Here is an 18,048-nt window from a genome sequence, read left to right as displayed (position 1 = left end):
ATTTTGGCGGTCGTGCCGAAAAAAGCGGAGGCGATTTCAAATAAATTGTTTTTCACACATCATCCCAAGCGGCAGACGGAGTTTGCAGTCGGACAGGTAAAATGGTGGCGTGCTTATTGAAATTTCGACAAAGGTCGTCTGAAAACCGAAAACATGGTTTCAGACGACCTTTGTTGTATTTGGTAACTATATGTTCCCGTTGTATAATTACGGATTTGCAATTCAATAATAAATACACAGGAACCGCCATGACAGAATCCATCACCCGCGACAGTATGCAATACGATGTCGTGATTGTCGGCGCAGGCCCGTCGGGGTTGTCCGCCGCCATCAAACTCAAGCAGCTTGCCGAACAGAACGGGCGCGAAATCAGCGTTTGCGTGGCGGAGAAGGGTTCGGAGGCGGGGGCGCATTCGCTGGCGGGCGCGGTTATCGATCCGATTGCGCTGAATGAGCTGATTCCCGACTGGAAAGAAAAAGGCGCGCCGCTGACGCGCACGGTAACTCAGGACAAAGTGTTGTTCCTGACGGAGAAAAAAGCGTTCAATCTGCCTATTACCCCGAATTTCGACAATCACGGCAACTACATCGTCAGCTTAGGCGAAGTCGTGCGCTGGTTGGCGGAGCAGGCGGAAAATATGGGCGTGGAAATCTATCCGGGCTTTGCCGCCGCCGAAGTGCTGTATCACGAAGACGGCTCGGTCAAAGGTATTGCGACCGGCAATATGGGTGTAGGCAAAGACGGCGGGCCGACCGACAGTTTCCAGCCCGGCATGGAGCTTTGGGCGCGGCAAACCCTGTTTGCCGAAGGTTGCCGAGGTTCGCTTTCCAAGCAAATCATCGAACGTTTCCAACTCGACCAAAACAGCCAGCCGCAAACTTACGGCTTGGGCATCAAAGAAGTTTGGGAAGTGCCGTCTGAACAGCATCAGCCCGGTTTGGTGGTGCATAGCGCAGGCTGGCCGCTGGACAGCAAAACCTACGGCGGTGCGTTTATTTACCATTTCGACGACAACAAAGTCGCCGTCGGCTTCGTGGTCGGTTTGGACTATCAAAACCCGTATCTGTCGCCGTTTGAAGAGTTCCAACGTTTCAAAACCCATCCCGAAATCCGCAAAACCTTTGAAGGCGGCCGCCGCATTGCTTACGGCGCGCGTTCGCTGATTGAAGGCGGTTTGCAAAGCCTGCCGAAGCTCTCGTTCAAGGGGGGCGTTTTAATCGGCGATGCGGCGGGGTTCCTCAATATGCCGCGCATCAAAGGCATTCATACCGCGATGAAATCCGCCATGCTCGCCGCCGAAGCCGTGTTCCCCTTGTTGGAAAACTTTGAAGAAGTGGAAAGCTTCGACAGCGGCAAAGAAGCGGGAAACTATCAAAAACTGTTTGAACAAAGCTGGCTGTATCAAGAGCTTTATGCCGCGCGCAATGTCCGTCCGTCATTCAAATGGGGCGTTTACCTCGGCTCGCTTTATACCGGCATCGACCAGATGATTTTCAGAGGCAAAGCCCCGTGGACCTTGAAACATCACGGCAAAGACAACGAGCAGCTCAAAAAAGCCGCCGTGTGCAAGCCGATTGATTATCCGAAACCCGACGGTGTGTTGACCTTTGACCGCTTGAGCAGCGTCTTCCTTGCCAATCTCGCGCACGAAGAAAACCAGCCCGACCATTTGGTGCTGAACAATCCGCAAACGATGATAGACGTGAACTATAAAGAATACGCCTCTCCCGAAACGCGCTATTGTCCGGCCGGCGTATATGAAATCATCGAAGAAAACGGCAGTCCGCGCCTGCAAATCAACGCGGCAAACTGCGTGCACTGCAAAACCTGCGACATCAAAGACCCGACGCAAAACATCACTTGGATTTGCCCCGAAGGCGCAAGCGGACCGAATTACGGCGGGATGTAAACCTCATTCCGCCGTTACGCCCGGTCAGGAATAAGGAATGGGGCAGTTGTTCGAACCTGCCCCGTTTGAACCTATGACAAAAAATGCCGTCTGAACCTTGGCTTCAACGTTCAGACGGCATTTCTGTTTGGATTTACTTGAAAATGTAAGCATCGGGCATATCGTCAAAACCGACGACCTTGCCGCCTTTATCCTTTGCAAATTTTTCAGCCTGCTCCTTGTTGCCGAACGGCAGCGCGTCTTCCGCGCCCATACCGCCGATAAAGCCGCTGTCGATGACGTAAAAGGCTTTTTTCGCATCTATCCACTCCGTGTCGGCATTAGGATTCGTCCAATCGGTAACATTGCCCATATCGGTAACGTAAATCACGCGGATGCCTTTGGGCTCTTCGGGCAGTTTGGTATAGCCGAACATCTGCTTGACGGTGGAGAACCAAACGGGCTGATCGGGTTTGCCGTTCAAAAAAATCTGGGCTTTGGGGCCGTTGTGTTCGGTCAGGTTCATACTGCAATAGTGTCCGACCGAACGGTCGCTAATCTGCCGGGGTAAAGGCGGCGGTGCCTCTTCCGCCTGCCGGCAGGCACTTAAGGCGAAAACGGCAACAATTGCCAACAGGGTTTTCTTCATATTCGTCGCTTTCTAAAAATTCCGGCTGCCAAAACAAGCGGAATGATAACCCATAAAACCTGCGCGGTCAGCAAAACGGGGACGGTCAGGCCGATTTGTCCGCTCAAACCCGCCATACCCGCATACATAGCCGTATTTTCGTAACCGGTCAGGTTGAGCAGGCGGTAAATGTCGGTGGGATTGAACAGCAGCACCGTTTCAACGACGGGCGCGGTGATGATCTGTTTCGAGTCGGCAACCAGAATACCCAAAAGCGCCATATCGAAGATGACGACGAAAAACAACCATACGCCGATGGAAATACCGGCCGCCGTCCCCCGCTCTTTGACCTTTGCACTAATCAAGTAGCCCATAGACAGAAATGCCGCACCTAAAATCACGCTGGCGGCAATCAACAGCGCAAAGGGTTTCCAAACGGCGATGTCGAAACCGCCGTTGGCAAGTTGCAGCGTAATGCCTGCCAATCCGTAACCTGCCGTGGTGGCAAGGGCGAGGATGATGAGGTGTCCGACAAACTTGCCGGCAAGGATTTGGTTGCGCCAAATGGGATAACTCAACAGCAACGCCATCGTACCGCGTTCGATTTCGCCGATCAGTGCGTCATAAGAAAGCAGCATCGCAATCAGCGGAATCAGGAAAATAGACAGGCTCGACAGGCTGACGACGGTAACGGTCAGCGGATCGACCTTGACCGAACCGGTGGGCGAGCTGCCGAGGAAACCCAAAGAAAGGGCGAGTGCGGCAAGCAGGAGGACGGCGGCAAGCACCCAGCGGTTACGCAGGCTGTCGCGGGCTTCTTTGCCGGTAATAATCCAAACGGGGTTCATACGTCCTCCCTTTTCAAGAACCGTGCGTACATTTCGTCAAGCGTCGGCGTGTGGATGTCGAAATAGGCAAGGTCGGACAGGCTGCCCAATTCGCCCAACAGTTCCATACGTTCTTCGGCCTGACATTGCGCCCGGTAGGAAATGCCGTCTGAAAGCGGCTGCCAGCGGCTGCTGAGGGTGCGCGGCGCATTGAGGCGGATATTGACGGTCAGCGGCAGCCCGCTTTGGACGTGCAATTCGTCCATACTGCCGTCGGCAACCTTAACGCCGTTTTTCATCACGACAATGCGGTCGGCGTGTCCGTCCAACTCGGCAAGGGCGTGGGTACTGAGCAATACGGTCGCGCCGCGCCCGTTGAGTTCGCGCACGACTTCGTAAAACATTTGTCGTGATGCAGGGTCGGGGCCGGTTGTCGGTTCGTCAAACAGCAGGACTTTGGGCTCGCCCAGCAGGGCTTGTGCCAAGGCAAGGCGTTGGCGCATCCCTTTAGAATAAGTGCCGACGCGGCGGTGTGCGGTCTGGGAAATGCCGACGCGCTCAAGCAGCCCCCGGTTCTGCGTGAGCGGCTGTTTTTTAAGTTTGGCATAAAAATCCAGCGTTTCGATGCCGGTCAGCGAAGGGTGCAGCGCAACGGTTTCGGGCAGGTAGCCGATTTGGCTGCGAAGCCGCGCCCCCGCTTTGCTGCCGGTACGTTCGCCCAAAAGCATCACTTCGCCTTCGGTCGGGGTAATCAGCCCGAGTATCAGCTTCATGATGGTGGACTTGCCCGCGCCGTTGTGTCCGGCAAGCCCGACGCTTTCTCCTGCCTTCAAAACCAAATCGACTTGGCTGACGGCTTTTTGCGCCCCGAACCGTTTGGTTACCTTCCTCAATTCGACATGATGTGTGGTCATGGTTGTTCCTTTTGTGTTTTCAGACGGCATTTGAATCCGGGTGCCGTCTGAAGCAGACTAGTTCAAAGAACCGTTTTCCGCCCTGCCCCGTTCCGACTGCCGCGTTTCGGCTTCTTTGAGCAACTCGTCCTTCATCGCCTGATAACGGGTTTGAATTTTGGGGGCATAAGGCTTCATCAGCGGTTTGCTGTCCACCACGCCGCCGGGCAGAACGGCGGGAAACTGCGCCTGCGCCCATTTGACGATGCTGATTGCGGGACTGTTCATCAAGAGGCGCGATACGGGCGCGCGCCAGATGATTTGGTCGATGATGCCGTCGGGACGGTACGCGCTGTCTCCGAAGCCGTCGCCGTTCAAATCGAACGGGCTGTTGTCGCTCCAGTAGTTGCCGTGTCCGCCCTCGCTCCAGTCGAGAAAGCGCGTACTGACATATTTGACCTGGCTTCCGTTGTTGATAAAGGAATTGTCGTGCAGGGACGTGCCTTCGATGGCGGCGGTAAAGTGCATGCCGATTTGGCAGTTTTCAAAATGATTGGCGGACAGTTTATCGTAGTTGGCATTGTAGGCAAAAACGCACTTGCCCGCTTTGTTGATAATATTGTCGTGAATATCGGAATAGTTGACATAGTTGAGCATGATGCCCTAATCGCGGCTGCCGACGGCGATATTGTCGAACACTTTGAGCCGTTCGGAAAACATCAGCACATAGCCCATATTGTTGCCCACGCAAATATTGCCGCTGACTTCGCTGTCGTTGGTGTACATATAGTGGACGGCGAAACGCAGGTCGCTGAAGCGGTTGTTTTTATAGGTGTTGTGCGTGCTGGTATTGGAAAAAATGCCGTCCCGCCCTTTGGAAATGTCGTTGCCGACGACCTGCGCGCCGGGCGCGTTCCAAACGGTAACGCCATTGCCGCGCTCATTCACGCGCAAGGTCGCATCGCCGACGATTTTATTCTCGCGCACCATCGCATCGGCAGAACCATGAAGGTATACGCCGAACGAATTATCAAAAATATTGTTGTGTTCAATCAGGGCGCGCGGGGCGGCTTTTTCGAGATAAATACCGGCATCCATTGCTGGCAGGCTCATACCGGAACGGGTAACGGTCAGGTTGCGGAGCGTTACGTCCGGCGCGTGTACGGCTATGGTACGCCCGCTCTTGTCCCCTTCGATGGTTGCGGAACGGTCGGCAGGCCCTTCAATCGTAATCGGTTTGTCGATATAAAGTTTGGTTTGATATACGCCGGAAGCCAGTTTGATCGTATCGCCCGCCCGGGCGCGGGCAAAAATTTCGGCAAGGTTGTCTTGCGGGGAAACGTGGACGACGGCTGCCGATGCCGTCTGAAAAATGCTGCCGGCGGCAAGTATCAGCACGGCCTTCAGCCATATACGGAGCGCGGATGTGTGCATAGTGTCCCTCTGTTTCGTTCGGTATGGCCGAACAAAATAAAGCATCATTCAAATGTGCCTGTTTTTATAGCGAAACCGCCTGAAACGGTACGGCAAGCGGTTTGGCTATAAATGCCGTCTGAAGACCTGTTGCCTTCAGACGCCATTCTCCATATTCAGCCGTCGGGCCGCATTATTTGGGATGAACAATCATCTGACCGGACATTTCCATATGCAATGCGTGGCAGAACCATTGGCAGTAGTACCAGTGCACACCCGGGCGGACGGCTTTGAAGGTTACGGAAGAAGTGGCTTGCGGGCCGATTTCCATAGCGATGCCGCAGCCTTCCAAAGTGAAGCCGTGGGTCAGGTCCTCGATGGTTTCGACGTTGGTAACGTAAACGGTTACTTCGTCGCCTTGGTTCACTTCAAACTGCGGGATACTGTAAGCAGGCGCGACGGCCGTCATATACACGCGTACTTTGTTGCCTTCGCGTACGGCTTTGGCGGCTTTTTCCAGCTCGACACCGTCTTTTTTCGCCTGTTCCAAAGCATCCTGCTAGAACCACGGGTCTTTGCGGTCCCAAGTTTTGCCCGGGTTCAGTTTGGACGCGGCAACCAAACACAAGTCGTGCGGTTCGGCAAAAGTCGGGTTGTCGTGTACCAGACGCATTTCGTCGCCGGAGATGCCGATCAATTGGTCGCACTCGGGTTTCAAAGGACCGGCATTCAAGAAGCGGTCTTTGGAGAATTTGTTCAAGGACACCAGCCATTGACCGTCGGCTTCTTTGGTTTCGCCCATGGTCGTATGGTTGTGACCCGGTTGATAGTGAACGTCGAGTTTTTGTTTGATCGGATCGATTTTATCGCCTTTGTAGGCTTTGATCGCATCGTCAATATTCCATTTCACCATTTGGCTGTCGATAAACAATGTCGTATAAGCATTGCCGCGACCGTCGAATGCAGTGTGTAACGGGCCGAGACCCAGTTGCGGTTCGGCTACGACCACATCGCGCTCTTTGATTTTGCCGGCGAACAAATCGTCCAGTTTGCTGACATCCAATACGGTAACGGTTGGAGGCAGTTTACCGTTGGGCATGATGTATTTACCGTCAGGGCTTGCGTTACAGCCGTGAGGAGAGTTCGGCACAGGGATATAACGCGTGTATTTGGATTTGGCCTCAGCGCGGCCGTCCAGCATTTTCACACCGTTAACTTCTTTGAAGTCGCCCGCTTTGATGCCTTCTTCGATGGCTTTCAGGTCGAAAACGACGCACCAGTCCTGCTCGTTGGAAGACGCACCTTGTACGGTCAGCGCGCGCTCGGAGTTGTAGCAGGTGGCAAAAGAATATTTGCCTTGATAGTCGGCATCGCCGTTGTCCAGGTTACCGTCAACCAATACTTGCCATGCGATCTCCATGGTTTCGCCGTCGATGGCGGTGTACACTGCATTCCAGGTTTTCGCATCATCCAGTTTGCCTACACCGCTGACAGGGGTAATGTGTTCGCCGTTGGCAAAAACATAACCGGTTTTCGGATAACGTTGCGGACGCAGACCGTGAATACCTGAATCATTAGGGATGTCGATGATTTTGTCGGCCTTCATCACATCCAAACGCACGCGGCAGACGCGGTTGTTTGCCTTGTCGTTGGCATAGGCATAGCGGCCGTCATAAGTTTGGTCGGTAAACGACAGGTGCGGGTGGTGCAAGTCGCCGTTGGGGTAGCAGCGCAGGCCGCCGTCTTTTAAGAATTTACGGGTTTCTTCGGTAATATTGCCGTTGAGGACTTTCAAGCTCTCATTGGTGCGTCCCCAACCGGTCGCGCTGTCCATATTGAACACGGGGATACGCATCAGTTCGCGCATAGAAGGCAGACCGATCAGGCGCATCTCGCCGGACTGGCCGCCGGAAAGGAAACCGTAATATTGATCGAGTTCGCCCGGACCGACTTCGGAAGACAGTTGGCCGGGTTTGGATTCCCCTTGCGCCTTGGCGACGGGAGCCGCGCCGGAAGCGTTAGCGGCAGCCTGTTCGCCGTCTTTAGAGCAACCCGCCAAACCCAACAGGCCCGCACCGGCAATACCTGCACCGGAAGCGGCGGCCGTACCTAAGAACGAACGACGGCTCAAGCCGTTTTGTTCTAATTTTTCGTCTGACATACAACACTCCTTGGATAAAATACGGCAAACCGGTTTTCGGACGGCAAGCCGATGGGAAAAAAATTTTATTATCCTTCCGGGGAAACCCTGCCTGCCTGACACTTTGGCTTCAGGCTTCCCCCGGATGCTTATTTTTCAGATTGCGCCGTTTCGGGTTTGACAAAACGGACGACCTGTTCCTGCGGCTGCTTAGAGACATTTTTCAATTCCCCTGATTTGGCAGCAGCCTGTTTTTGTTTTTTCTTATTTTCCGCCACAACTTGCGGACAGCGCGTATCGTGGTGGTACATCACTTGGCAGTGCAGGCACTGGATACATTCGTTCGGATGGATGTCGCCCTCGGGCGCGATTGCCTGAACGGGGCATTCGTGCGTACAGATTTGGCAGGGGTTGCCGCACATTTTGTAGCGGCGCAGCCAGTCGAACACGCGGAATCTGCCCGGCAGCGCGATGCCCGCACCCAAAGGACACAGATAACGGCAGAAGAAGCGTTCGATAAACAGCCCCGCAATCAAAAGTGCCACGGCAAAGGCGACAAACCACCAATCGCGCATGAATTTCAAGATAATCGCAGTTTTGAACGGTTCGACTTCGGCAAATTTTTCCGCCGTACCCAAATCATACAGCGAAATTGCAAAAAAACCGAAGAAAATCAGGTATTTTATGACGTTCAAACGGGTATGCAGCATATGCGGCACGGTAATCTGTTTCACACCCAGTTTTTTGGCAATGCGGTTAGTCAATTCCTGTAATGAGCCGAACGGACACAACCAACCGCAAAACGTCCCCCTGTTCCACAGCAGCATGGTTGCAGCCGTGAACAGCCACAGGATGAACACAATCGGATCCATCAGGAAGAATTCCCAATGAAATTCGGTAAGGATGGCGGAAAACAGCGTCAGCGTATTGACGACCGAAAGCTGCGCCTGTGCATACCAGCCGATATAGAAGAGCGTAAAAGTTAGGAAAGCAAAGCGGAAGCGGTCGTACCATTTTTCGTAACGCACAATCCAATCTTGGAACAGGAATACCAAAAGCAGGATGGTCAGCGCAATGCCGACGACGACAATCTGCCCCTGTTTCGCTTTCCAAATCTGTTTCCATAATTGGTTGGATACACCGTTTTCAGCTGACGCATCTTCGGCAATGCCGTCTGAAGCGGTATCGGATGCTGCGGCAGGTACTGCTTCGACAGGCGCGCTGATTTCTACGGGCGGCGCTTTAGGATCATCGACGTAATAAGCTTGGGGCAGTTCGTAATCCAAATCGGCGGTAACGAAGGCTTTATCGTTCACACTCAAGACGCGCTGAACCATCAATTACAGCCGCCACGGCTCCGCACCGTCAAACGCTACGCCTTCAGGGATGGTAAACCAAGAAACTTCTTTAAAACGCGGCGCATCGGCGGCAGACAGCTCGACGACGCGTTCGTGTTGGGCATCGGTAAAACGGAAGCTGTTCTCCCCCTGAATCATCTCGATACGGTCGAAAATACCGCCGCGCACATAGCCCGAACCTTTCCAAGAATAACGGCCCTCTCCGGCAACCAAAACCGCCTGCTGCCCGGGTTTCAGCCGTTTTTGCAGATGCGCCCAGCCGTCCTCACCCAGCAGGCTTTTACCGATGGAAGGCTGGCTGACCAAGGCAACATACAAATCAATAAAGGTATCGTCAGGATCGCCCTGTTCGGCGTGATCGGCCACGCCGGCCTTGCCGCCTTTCTCAAACAGTTTGTTGATTTGATCGAGCGTGATATGCAGATGGCCGACGGCCTTTTGTTTCAAAAGTTCGTCCCAAGACAAAATATCCTGCTTGTCGGGATTTGCCATACGGCGCGGACGGGTTTCTGACGCAGGCGCGGCTTCCCGAACATCGGAAGCGGATGCCGTCTGAAGGGCCTTGTCCGAACCCAGACGGTATTGGTTGGCAATGACCTTGTACGAACGCTGGATGCTGTCGTTAACCACCATCAGTGTAACAGTCGCACCGCTGATGATGTCGCCCGGCGCCACGCCCGGGGTCGGCGGATTTTTAATAAAATTCAGACCGATATATTTGTCGATGAACTTATCGACACGCGATTGCGGGATACCGATCAGCATAATCGGTTCGTGATGATCGACCAGTTTCGCCCCGGCTATCGTGCCGTCGTTTGCCAAAGCCATCAGCGTATCGATCGGTTTGCTCGAATAACCGCGCGTATTGACCGCATCGGTCGTGATATAAACCAAACCGAGCTGCTCATCGCCTTTGTAAACGCGGGCAACCATAGGCTTGCCTTCCGGCTTGCCGTAACGATCCGCACCCGGAAAAATTTCCGAAGGCTGTATTTTCGCCAGAAAATCAGGCAGACGCTCCGCATAAGCGGGCAGTGCCGCCGTCAAAAAGACAAAGGCGGTAAAAAACGCCGTTATCCGCGCCCGAAACGCAGACATACGCCGGATTGAAAAACAGGACATAGCTATCCCCGATATACCGATACTCTTTAATATTGATATTATATGAATCATCTATCGGCGATTTTTGATGCAAATCAAATTTACAAATCTTAAAACCAATCCGCATATAGGATAATACTTTGTAATTACATCGATATAATGTGGGATTTCACGATGTTGTCAGGCGGCACAAAAATATGCCGTCTGAAACCCCTTCAGACGGCATCCTTTTCCGGCGCACCGTTATTTGTCCAAATGATAAATCTGCGCGACGGCATGAACCAAATCTTTATCTTCTTCCCCCGCCTTATTCAAGGTTTGAGTTGGCGAATGCAGCAGCTTGTTGGTCAGTTGGACGGACAGCCGTTCCAAAACCTCTTCCGCCGTTGCGCCTTTGGCAAGCTGTTTCATCGCATTTTCCAACACCTGCTTGCGCGCTTTCTCGCCCTCGTCCCGCAAGGCCTTAATCAGCGGAACGCTCTGCCTGCCCTGCTGCTGCCTGACAAATTCGGCAACCTTCTCGGACACCAGCGTTTCGGCGGCGGCGGCGGCCTTCTGCCTTGCCTCCTTGCCGCTTTGGACGATGTTGACCATATCGTCCACCGTATAAAGATACGCATCGTTCAAATCGCCGACTTCCGCTTCAATATCGCGCGGCACGGCCAAGTCAAGCATGAACAACGGCATACTCTGACGCTGTTTCAATGCGCGTTCGACCATGCCTTTGCCGACTATCGGAAGCTGGCTCGCCGTTGAAGAAACCACCACGTCGTAATCGTGCAGAATGGCAGGCAGATCGGACAGCAGGCACGGTTCGGCGTTAACACCGAGCTTGTCGCACAACTCCTGTGCACGCGCCAGCGTCCGGTTGGCAACCGTCATCAGCCGGGGATTTTTGGCGGCAAAATAAGTGGCAACCAGCTCAATCATTTCGCCTGCGCCGATAAACAATACGTTCAAATCGCCGATGTCGGGAAAAATCTGTTCCGCCAACTTGACGGACGCGGAAGCCATCGAAACCGAATTTTCGCCGACAGCGGTATCGGTACGGACTTCTTTAGCAACGGAAAAGGTTTTTTGGAACAGGGCATTGAGTTTTGCCCCCATACTTTCCTGTTCTTGAGCCGCACGCACCGCATCTTTAATCTGCCCCAAAATCTGCGGCTCGCCCAAAACCATCGAATCCAAGCCGCAGGCAACGCGGAAGGCGTGGCGCACGGTTTCCTGCATATCCAGCGTGTACAGATACGGACGGATTTCTTCAATCGGCAAACTGTGGTAATCGGCAAGCCATCGGATGATTTCTTCCGAATCGCCGACGCAGTAAAGCTCGGTGCGGTTGCAGGTAGAAAGGATTACCGCCTCCGTTGCCGCATTGCTTCGGGCAAGATTGCGGACGGCTTCTGGCAGGGCGGCGGCGGCAAACGCCAGCTTTTCCCGTATGCTTAAAGGTGCGGTTTGATGATTGAGTCCGACAGCGGTAAGTTGCATGAAAAAATCGGTGAAGATGGATATAGACCGTTATTATAGCCTAACTGCATCCTTAAAACACGGACAAAAAAACTGCACCTCCGACCGCAGAAATGCCGTCTGAAGGTGCAGTTTCCGTTTGTCCGACGGTTGCCGTCGGACAAACGGGCGGTTTAATCCACTTCGCCCGCGTATTGTTCGGCAGTCAGCAGACCGTCGTAATCGGCAGGATTGGCAGGTTTGATTTTGAAGAACCAGCCTGCGCCGTAAGGGTCGCTGTTGGCGGTTTCCGGCGCGCCTGGCAAGTCATCGTTGACGGCAACGACTTCGCCCGCAATCGGCGCATACACGTCGGATGCGGCTTTTACAGACTCAACCACACCGGACTGTTCTTCGGCGGCGAGGTTCGCACCGACTTCGGGCAGCTCGACAAACACGATGTCGCCCAACAGCTCTTGCGCGTGATGGGTAATACCGACGGTAATGGTACCGTCTTCTTCAAGGCGCAGCCATTCATGGCTGGCAACGTATTTCAGTTCTGTTGGGATGTTGTTGCTCATGGTTTGATTCTCCATTGGTAGGGGGTTATTTTCAGACGGCATCTGCACAACTTAGCGTACGCAGATACCTCGTGCGATTAATTCTTCCAAGCGTCCGTAATGGACGGCAATCATATTGTTTTTATCTTGTTCCAATTCTTGCTTTTGGGCGGAAGGCAGTTTAGAGGATGCAGAATAATCCAAATATGCTTCGTTTATCTTGCGCTTATTACTTGCCATTACGCCGCTTGCACGGAATACAACGATTTCTTGTTTGGGCCTCATATTGTCTGCAACGGCAACCTTCAGGCCTTTGCTGCGGTAATCTGCACAAATGCCTGTAACAGCCGATACTTTATCCACTTCAACTGTGCCCGCATAACGGCTGAACGCAATTAGGGTAAATGATTTCGCTTGCGACAATGCTTCCAGGTCGGAAGCACGGCTTCTACCCTTATTATCTTGCACGGCAATACTCAAATCATCATTCATGCGGACAATATCAAGAGCATATTCCCCGTCTATCACCACCTCGCCGGCAATCTTTCCATTGCCGCCAACGATTTTCATAAATATTGCAGTATGGGATTTTCCTTCTGTATCGAAAAACATCAATCCGCGCTCGCCGGCGACGAAGCGCAAGCCGATAACATCAATAACAACAATAAACTGCCAAAATTTGCTTTCATAGGAAATAACAATTCCTTAAAACCTGCTTTCAGACGGCTTAATTCAAACAAATGCCGTCTGAACCGATATTAATCAAACTGTTTTTGACCGCTGCGGACGAACGGCAGCTTCAGTACGCGCACGTCCGCTTCTTTGCCGCGAATCAGGACTTTGGCGGTATCGCCGTCAAAATCTTTCGGTACGCGGGCGATGGCGATAGATTGTTTCAGGCTGGGCGAGAATACGCCGCTGGTGGTTTCGCCTTTTCCTTTGTCGGTCAACACTTCCATATGCGCGCGCAGGATGCCGCCTTTTTCGAGCAGCAAACCGACTTGTTTGACGGCAACGCCTTTTTCTTTCAATGCCAACAAGGCGGCTTTACCGACAAAATCGCGGCTTTCGTCTTTCAAATCAACCGTCCGGCCCATGCCTGCTTCGAGCGGGCTGGTGTCGTCGTCCATATCGTTGCCGTAGAGGTTCATACCGGCTTCCATGCGCAGGGTGTCGCGCGCGCCGAGGCCGCAAGGCTGTACGCCTGCTGTTTGCAGGACTTTGAAGAATGCGACGGCTTCGGTATCCGGCAGAATCACTTCGACGCCGTCTTCGCCGGTGTAGCCTGTACGGGCGACAAACCAGTCGTTGCCCAAATCCGCGCCTTGGAACGGTTTGAGGCCGTGAATCACATCCGCCCATTCGGGTTTGACGGTCAGGAGTTTTTCAATGGCTTTAGGACCTTGTACGGCAAGCATACCGAGGTCGTAGCGCGGATTGAAGGCAACGCCGAACTCTTGTCCGACTTTGTGGAATTGTGCCGTGTCTTTTTCACGGGTCGCACCGTTGGACACGATGCGGTATTGGGTTTCGGCCTCGTTGGTGCGGTAAACGATCAAGTCGTCAATCACGCCGCCGTTGTCGTTGAGCAAAGCGGAATAAAGGGCTTTGCCGACAAAAGCGAGTTTGGCAACGTCGTTGGCAATCAATTTGCGGAAAAAGGCTTTGGCGTTCGCTCCGACGACGTCGGTAACGAGCATATGGGATACGTCAAACATACCGGCGTCGGTGCGCACGGCTTCGTGTTCGGCGATTTGCGAACCATAATGGATGGGCAGTTCCCAGCCGGCAAAATCTACCGGCTTCGCGCCTGCATCTTGATGGGCTTGATGAAACGGGGTGGTTTTCAGAGCAGTCATTCTCAAGTTTCTCCGGATTTTTTGTTCAGATGCCGCCCGCGCACCTGTGCGCGGATGACCCTATCTGTCCTTGAACCTGAGATTTTCGGCCGTATCCGCATGATGGCAAACCAGTCTGCTCACTGCTTTGCGCGGTTGTCTGAATGGTGGTTCAGACGGCCTTCTCCCCTTCGGTGGACGTTATTCTAACGCCGCTCTCCAGATTGTTTGTTTCAATGTGCAGTCCCTGATACCTGAGCGATTTAAGGGTGTCTGCGCCTTCGGTGGTTACATTGTAGTTGGGTGTAACACTCTCCTGCACATTTCCCGATTATGTCTTGAATCGGCGGTTTGGGCAAGCCGTCTTAAAAGAGATGCAAACCGACCGCCTCTGTTTTCACATGATTTTCCGAAAACAAAATTTGTCCCGGATGACGGTATAACTTTTTATATGTTAATATGGTCTCCATCTATGCGGATTGCCGCAAACATACGGACAGACAATCCGAATTCCTTAAAACGGAACGCAAATATGCCCCAACTCACTTTAGACAAAACCGATATTAAAATCTTACAGGTCCTCCAGGAAAACGGCAGGCTGACCAATGTCGAACTGTCCGAACGTGTCGCACTTTCGCCTTCTCCGTGCCTGCGCCGTCTGAAGCAGTTGGAAGATGCCGGCATCGTCCGCCAATATGCCGCGCTGCTGTCTCCGGAATCCGTCAACTTAGGTCTTCAGGCATTTATCCGCGTTTCCATCCGCAAAGCAAAAGACACGCGGGAAGATTTTGCCGCATCGGTTCGAAAATGGCCGGAAGTCTTGAGCTGCTTCGCCCTAACCGGCGAGACCGACTACCTGCTTCAGGCATTTTTTACCGATATGAACGCGTTTTCCCATTTTGTTTTGGATACGCTTTTATCCCACCACGGCGTACAGGATGCGCAATCGAGCTTTGTTTTAAAAGAAATCAAACACACCACCTCCCTGCCGCTCAACCACCTGCTGAAGGAATAGTGCCCTTCCCGATTTTCCCGCACGTGCACTCTGCAAACACATTTACATGACAATAATGAATATCGATACTTCCGAAAATAAAGATGCTGTTGCCGAACACACCGGACAATGGTTGGAAAAAGCCGTCATCGGTCTGAACCTGTGTCCCTTTGCCAAAGCCCCCCACGTTAAAAACCTTGTCCGCATCGCGATCAGCGAAGCCAAACACCTTGACGGTTTTTTGGAAGACTTGGACGAAGAACTGCAGCGACTGGGCAATACACCCGCCACCGAACTGGAAACCACCCTGCTGGTTCACCCGACCCTATTCCCCGATTTCGACGTATTCAACGATATGCTCGACATTGCCGATGCCGCCGTTGTCGAAAACGGCTTGGAAGGCATCGTCCAAATCGCCCCGTTTCATCCCTATTTCCAATTTGAAGGCACGGATTCAGACGGCATCGGCAACTACACCAACCGTTCTCCCTATCCGACGCTGCACCTCATCCGCGAAGACAGCATTGCCAAAGCCGCACAAGCCTTTCCCGACGCTTCGGCAATATTCGAACGCAATATCGCCCTGCTGGAAAAAATGGGACATGAAGGCTGGGCAAAACTCGGTATCACATCCTGCCCTTATCCGCACAATAAGAAAAATATTTCAAAATGATCCGTTATCTTTTAATTGCCTGCGGCGGCATCTCCCTGCTGTTGGGGATAATCGGCATTTTTTTGCCGCTGTTGCCGACCACGCCGTTCGTACTACTCTCCGCCGCCTGCTGGGCAAAGGCATCCCCGCGCTTTCACCGCTGGCTGCACCGGCACCGCTATTTCGGCCCGATGGTTCATAACTGGGAACAAAACGGCGCAGTGCCGCGCAAAGCCAAGATTTTCGCCATCAGCATGATGACCGCATCCTGCCTGATGATGTTTTGGCAGTTTCCCCAACGCTGGTGGGTCGGGGCGGTTTCATCGGTTTTTTGTTCCCTTGTCGCCATATGGATGTGGCGCAGACCCGAATCTTGAATGCCGTCTGAAAGGGATAAGGGCAAACAAACGGGTGGGGCAAACCTGTTTCATTGCAAATATATGTTAAAATAAATTTATTTTTCGTTTTCGACAGATTATTTATTAAAGACATATATTTATTTGTTTTAAATAAAATTATTTATCAAAAAGAACATATATTCCCAAGCACGGCAATCCGCCTTCCCGCCGCCTTCCGGTTTGGGAAACTGGTTTATCCTGATTATTTACTTTACAATCAATCGGAAAACTTTTTTCAAAAACAAACAGGCAGCACAGTCCGCCTATGTCCGGGCGGCACGAAGCCTGTATCACTCCCGCGCGCCGCGCAAGGCAGTGCTTGAATCGAGGAAACACGATGCGCCACCTACCCCTGTTTTCACTAATGCTTTTCCCGGCATCGGTTTACGCCGCAGATTCGGACGGCGCAAACCTAAACCTGCTGTGGGGCTTGCCCTTTGCCCTGATTTTGCTGTCTATCGCATTGGGTCCCTTGTTTTTTTCGCATACCTGGCATCACCATTACGGCAAAATCACCGCCTTTTGGACATTGCTCTTCCTCATCCCGTTCAGTTTGGTTTTTGGCGCGTCCGCCGGTATCCATACCGTCGCACACGCACTCGTTGAAGAATATATCCCCTTCATCCTGCTGCTGCTTGCCCTGTACACCATTTCAGGCGGCATTTTGGTTTGGGGCGACTTGAACGGCACACCCAAGCTCAACACCGCCCTGCTTGCCGTCGGTACGGCACTTGCCTCTATCATGGGAACGACCGGCGCGGCAATGCTGATGATTCGTCCGCTGCTGAAAGCCAACCAAGACCGTACCCGCCGCGTGCACATCGTCATCTTCTTCATTTTCCTGGTTGCAAACATCGGCGGCGGCCTGACCCCTTTGGGCGACCCCCACTCTTCCTCGGCTTCCTCAAAGGCGTAGATTTCATGTGGACGGTCAAACATATGTTCGCCCCCGTCCTGATTAGCACCGCTGTCCTGTTGACCGCCTTCTATTTCATCGACAACCGTTTCTTCAAACAGGAAAGCATTGCACAAGATACGCCGGCACAACAGGAAAAACCCGAAAAAATCGCCATCTTCGGCAAATGGAACTTCCTCCTGCTTTCGGGCGTGGTCGGCGCGGTTCTAATGTCCGGCCTTTGGAAACCCGAACACCCGGGATTTGAAATCCTCGGCAGCCGTTACGCCCTGCAAAACCTTGTCCGCGATGTCATCCTGATTACATTGACCGCCGTATCTATGGCAATCACGCCCAAACAAGTCCGCGCAGGCAACGAATTCAACTTTGAACCCATCGCCGAAGTGGGCAAACTCTTCCTCGGCATCTTCATCACCATCTTCCCCGTCCTGAGCATTCTGAAAGCAGGCGAGGCAGGCGCGCTGGGCGGGGTGGTATCGCTGGTTCACGATACGGCAGGTCATCCGATTAATACGATGTATTTCTGGATGAGCGGCATATTGTCGGCATTCTTGGATAACGCGCCCACTTATCTCGTGTTTTTCAATATGGCGGGCGGCGATGCCCAAGCCTTAATGACGGGTCCCCTGTTTCATTCGCTGCTGGCGGTTTCTATGGGTTCGGTATTCATGGGCGCACTGACCTACATCGGCAACGCACCGAACTTCATGGTCAAGGCCATTGCCGAACAGCGCGGCGTACCGATGCCGACTTTCTTCGGCTATATGATGTGGTCGGTCGCCTTCCTGACACCCGTCTTCATCGTACATACCCTCGTCTTTTTCGTTTTCAAACTACTGTAAACGCTATGCCGTCTGAACATTCAGACGGCATTTTAAATTCCGGCATAATCAAAGGGGCTGTACTAGATTATCCCTAAATTCCACACCGATCCCGCAGGATTTTTAGCTGCCGGGACGGTGTGCCGAAGTTAAATCGAAATTCGCATTCCC

At 52.8% G+C, this 18,048-nt stretch carries 11 protein-coding genes, 7 pseudogenes and 1 riboswitch; of the genes and pseudogenes, 6 read left to right on the top strand and 12 right to left on the bottom strand.

What is annotated here, in order from left to right; all coding sequences use genetic code 11:
- Nucleotides 1-120, top strand: a pseudogene (locus tag DFR77_RS11145) (peptidase C39); the annotation flags it as partial.
- Between the two features lie 128 nt (nucleotides 121-248).
- The gene (locus DFR77_RS11140; RefSeq protein WP_003689235.1) at nucleotides 249-1,910 is read left to right on the top strand and encodes an electron transfer flavoprotein-ubiquinone oxidoreductase; all 1,662 of its coding nucleotides are present in this window, start codon (nucleotides 249-251) and stop codon (nucleotides 1,908-1,910) included.
- 133 nt (nucleotides 1,911-2,043) lie between these two features.
- On the opposite strand, the gene DFR77_RS11135 is transcribed toward DFR77_RS11140, so the two are convergent.
- The 11 genes and pseudogenes from DFR77_RS11135 to gcvT all read right to left on the bottom strand — a co-directional run bounded on the left by DFR77_RS11135 (nucleotide 2,044) and on the right by gcvT (nucleotide 14,117).
- A complete protein-coding gene (locus DFR77_RS11135; protein WP_003689238.1) occupies nucleotides 2,044-2,538 on the bottom strand; it encodes a nitrous oxide reductase accessory protein NosL in 495 nt (164 codons plus the stop codon).
- Nucleotides 2,535-3,365 (bottom strand): ABC transporter permease, encoded by an 831-nt coding sequence (locus tag DFR77_RS11130; RefSeq protein ID WP_113852139.1) that lies wholly within the window; start codon nucleotides 3,363-3,365, stop codon nucleotides 2,535-2,537. Before DFR77_RS11130 ends, DFR77_RS11135 begins: the two co-directional genes overlap by 4 nt.
- Nucleotides 3,362-4,258, bottom strand: coding sequence for an ABC transporter ATP-binding protein (locus DFR77_RS11125; protein ID WP_003689241.1), 897 nt, complete (start codon nucleotides 4,256-4,258; stop codon nucleotides 3,362-3,364). Before DFR77_RS11125 ends, DFR77_RS11130 begins: the two co-directional genes overlap by 4 nt.
- A 57-nt stretch (nucleotides 4,259-4,315) precedes the next feature.
- Nucleotides 4,316-5,407, bottom strand: a pseudogene (locus tag DFR77_RS11120) (nitrous oxide reductase family maturation protein NosD).
- A pseudogene (locus DFR77_RS14600) lies at nucleotides 5,404-5,547 on the bottom strand (NosR); the annotation flags it as partial. The pseudogenes DFR77_RS14600 and DFR77_RS11120, both read right to left, overlap by 4 nt.
- A 296-nt stretch (nucleotides 5,548-5,843) precedes the next feature.
- Nucleotides 5,844-7,811, bottom strand: a pseudogene (gene nosZ, locus DFR77_RS11115) (TAT-dependent nitrous-oxide reductase).
- 128 nt (nucleotides 7,812-7,939) lie between these two features.
- Nucleotides 7,940-10,246: pseudogene (locus DFR77_RS14225) on the bottom strand (4Fe-4S binding protein).
- Nucleotides 10,247-10,492: 246 nt separating this feature from the next.
- Complete coding sequence (gene hemA, locus DFR77_RS11100) at nucleotides 10,493-11,740, bottom strand: glutamyl-tRNA reductase (RefSeq protein ID WP_003689254.1); 1,248 nt, start codon at nucleotides 11,738-11,740, stop codon at nucleotides 10,493-10,495.
- 152 nt (nucleotides 11,741-11,892) lie between these two features.
- A complete protein-coding gene (gene gcvH, locus DFR77_RS11095; protein WP_003695621.1) occupies nucleotides 11,893-12,279 on the bottom strand; it encodes a glycine cleavage system protein GcvH in 387 nt (128 codons plus the stop codon).
- A gap of 51 nt (nucleotides 12,280-12,330) precedes the next feature.
- A complete protein-coding gene (locus tag DFR77_RS11090; protein WP_003689258.1) occupies nucleotides 12,331-12,870 on the bottom strand; it encodes a hypothetical protein in 540 nt (179 codons plus the stop codon).
- A 146-nt stretch (nucleotides 12,871-13,016) separates the two neighbouring features.
- Nucleotides 13,017-14,117 carry a glycine cleavage system aminomethyltransferase GcvT gene (gene gcvT, locus DFR77_RS11080; RefSeq protein WP_003689259.1) on the bottom strand — a complete coding sequence of 367 codons (1,101 nt, stop codon included), beginning with the start codon at nucleotides 14,115-14,117 and terminating at the stop codon, nucleotides 13,017-13,019.
- Nucleotides 14,118-14,327: 210 nt separating this feature from the next.
- Nucleotides 14,328-14,425: riboswitch (glycine riboswitch) on the bottom strand.
- 203 nt (nucleotides 14,426-14,628) lie between these two features.
- Between gcvT and DFR77_RS11070 the strand changes: the two genes are divergently transcribed.
- The 4 genes and pseudogenes from DFR77_RS11070 (at nucleotide 14,629) to DFR77_RS11050 (ending at nucleotide 17,898) form a co-directional block, all read left to right on the top strand.
- Nucleotides 14,629-15,111, top strand: coding sequence for an Lrp/AsnC family transcriptional regulator (locus DFR77_RS11070; RefSeq protein WP_113852138.1), 483 nt, complete (start codon nucleotides 14,629-14,631; stop codon nucleotides 15,109-15,111).
- Between the two features lie 46 nt (nucleotides 15,112-15,157).
- The gene (locus DFR77_RS11065) at nucleotides 15,158-15,763 is read left to right on the top strand and encodes a DUF1415 domain-containing protein (protein ID WP_003693700.1); all 606 of its coding nucleotides are present in this window, start codon (nucleotides 15,158-15,160) and stop codon (nucleotides 15,761-15,763) included.
- Complete coding sequence (locus DFR77_RS11060; RefSeq protein ID WP_003689264.1) at nucleotides 15,760-16,119, top strand: YbaN family protein; 360 nt, start codon at nucleotides 15,760-15,762, stop codon at nucleotides 16,117-16,119. The genes DFR77_RS11065 and DFR77_RS11060 overlap by 4 nt, the downstream gene beginning before the upstream one ends.
- Nucleotides 16,120-16,477: 358 nt before the next feature.
- Nucleotides 16,478-17,898: pseudogene (locus DFR77_RS11050) on the top strand (sodium:proton antiporter).
- 73 nt (nucleotides 17,899-17,971) lie between these two features.
- Here DFR77_RS11050 and DFR77_RS11045 read toward each other — a convergent pair.
- Nucleotides 17,972-18,048, bottom strand: a pseudogene (locus DFR77_RS11045) (IS1595 family transposase); the annotation flags it as partial.

The sequence above is a fragment of the Neisseria gonorrhoeae genome (assembly GCF_003315235.1).
Lineage (GTDB): Bacteria > Pseudomonadota > Gammaproteobacteria > Burkholderiales > Neisseriaceae > Neisseria > Neisseria gonorrhoeae.
Note: the sequence above shows the minus strand (reverse complement) of the source record. Positions and strands in the feature narration are given on the sequence as shown.

Bases quoted from the DNA above. Each gene is read 5' to 3' on its own strand.
- DFR77_RS11140 (WP_003689235.1), top strand. From the start codon at position 249: ATGACAGAATCCATCACCCGCGACAGTATGCAATACGATGTCGTGATT.
- DFR77_RS11090 (WP_003689258.1), bottom strand. From the start codon at position 12,870: ATGTTTTTCGATACAGAAGGAAAATCCCATACTGCAATATTTATGAAA.
- DFR77_RS11065 (WP_003693700.1), top strand. From the start codon at position 15,158: ATGACAATAATGAATATCGATACTTCCGAAAATAAAGATGCTGTTGCC.
- gcvT (WP_003689259.1), bottom strand. From the start codon at position 14,117: ATGACTGCTCTGAAAACCACCCCGTTTCATCAAGCCCATCAAGATGCA.
- DFR77_RS11130 (WP_113852139.1), bottom strand. From the start codon at position 3,365: ATGAACCCCGTTTGGATTATTACCGGCAAAGAAGCCCGCGACAGCCTG.
- gcvH (WP_003695621.1), bottom strand. From the start codon at position 12,279: ATGAGCAACAACATCCCAACAGAACTGAAATACGTTGCCAGCCATGAA.
- DFR77_RS11125 (WP_003689241.1), bottom strand. From the start codon at position 4,258: ATGACCACACATCATGTCGAATTGAGGAAGGTAACCAAACGGTTCGGG.
- DFR77_RS11070 (WP_113852138.1), top strand. From the start codon at position 14,629: ATGCCCCAACTCACTTTAGACAAAACCGATATTAAAATCTTACAGGTC.
- DFR77_RS11135 (WP_003689238.1), bottom strand. From the start codon at position 2,538: ATGAAGAAAACCCTGTTGGCAATTGTTGCCGTTTTCGCCTTAAGTGCC.
- hemA (WP_003689254.1), bottom strand. From the start codon at position 11,740: ATGCAACTTACCGCTGTCGGACTCAATCATCAAACCGCACCTTTAAGC.
- DFR77_RS11060 (WP_003689264.1), top strand. From the start codon at position 15,760: ATGATCCGTTATCTTTTAATTGCCTGCGGCGGCATCTCCCTGCTGTTG.